This window comes from Robertmurraya sp. DFI.2.37 (genome assembly GCF_029211245.1).
GTDB lineage: Bacteria > Bacillota > Bacilli > Bacillales > Cytobacillaceae > Robertmurraya > Robertmurraya methanolica_A.
Genome location: NZ_JARGEJ010000647.1, coordinates 1 through 300 on the forward strand (window position 1 = coordinate 1; position 300 = coordinate 300).

A 300-nucleotide genomic window follows, 5' to 3' on the forward strand; every position below is an offset into this window, starting at 1 on the left:
GTAGAAAAAAGCAGCAATAGGAATAACAGGGACAAAGACTTTAAAGCCAAATTGAAATCCTTCAAGATCCGTTAACCTCCCCTTTAAAAGAGAGCTTGAACGATAGCCAAAATATGCGCCCACAAATAAAAACACAATGAAAGCAATCATCGAAAACCAAAAGGTATTCTCAATCGTTAGCTTTACTGAACGATTAACCAATAATAACTGAAAGCCAATAAATAGAATTAATGTACTGATAAAGGCCAACATCAAATAGTTTTGTAAAAACCAATATCGGATGCTGTTTAATTTTTTCAA

At 33.0% G+C, this 300-nt stretch carries 1 pseudogene; it reads right to left on the reverse strand.

Annotation, left to right across the window (positions count from 1 at the left end):
• Positions 1-300, reverse strand: a pseudogene (locus tag PZE06_RS28055) (hypothetical protein); the annotation flags it as partial.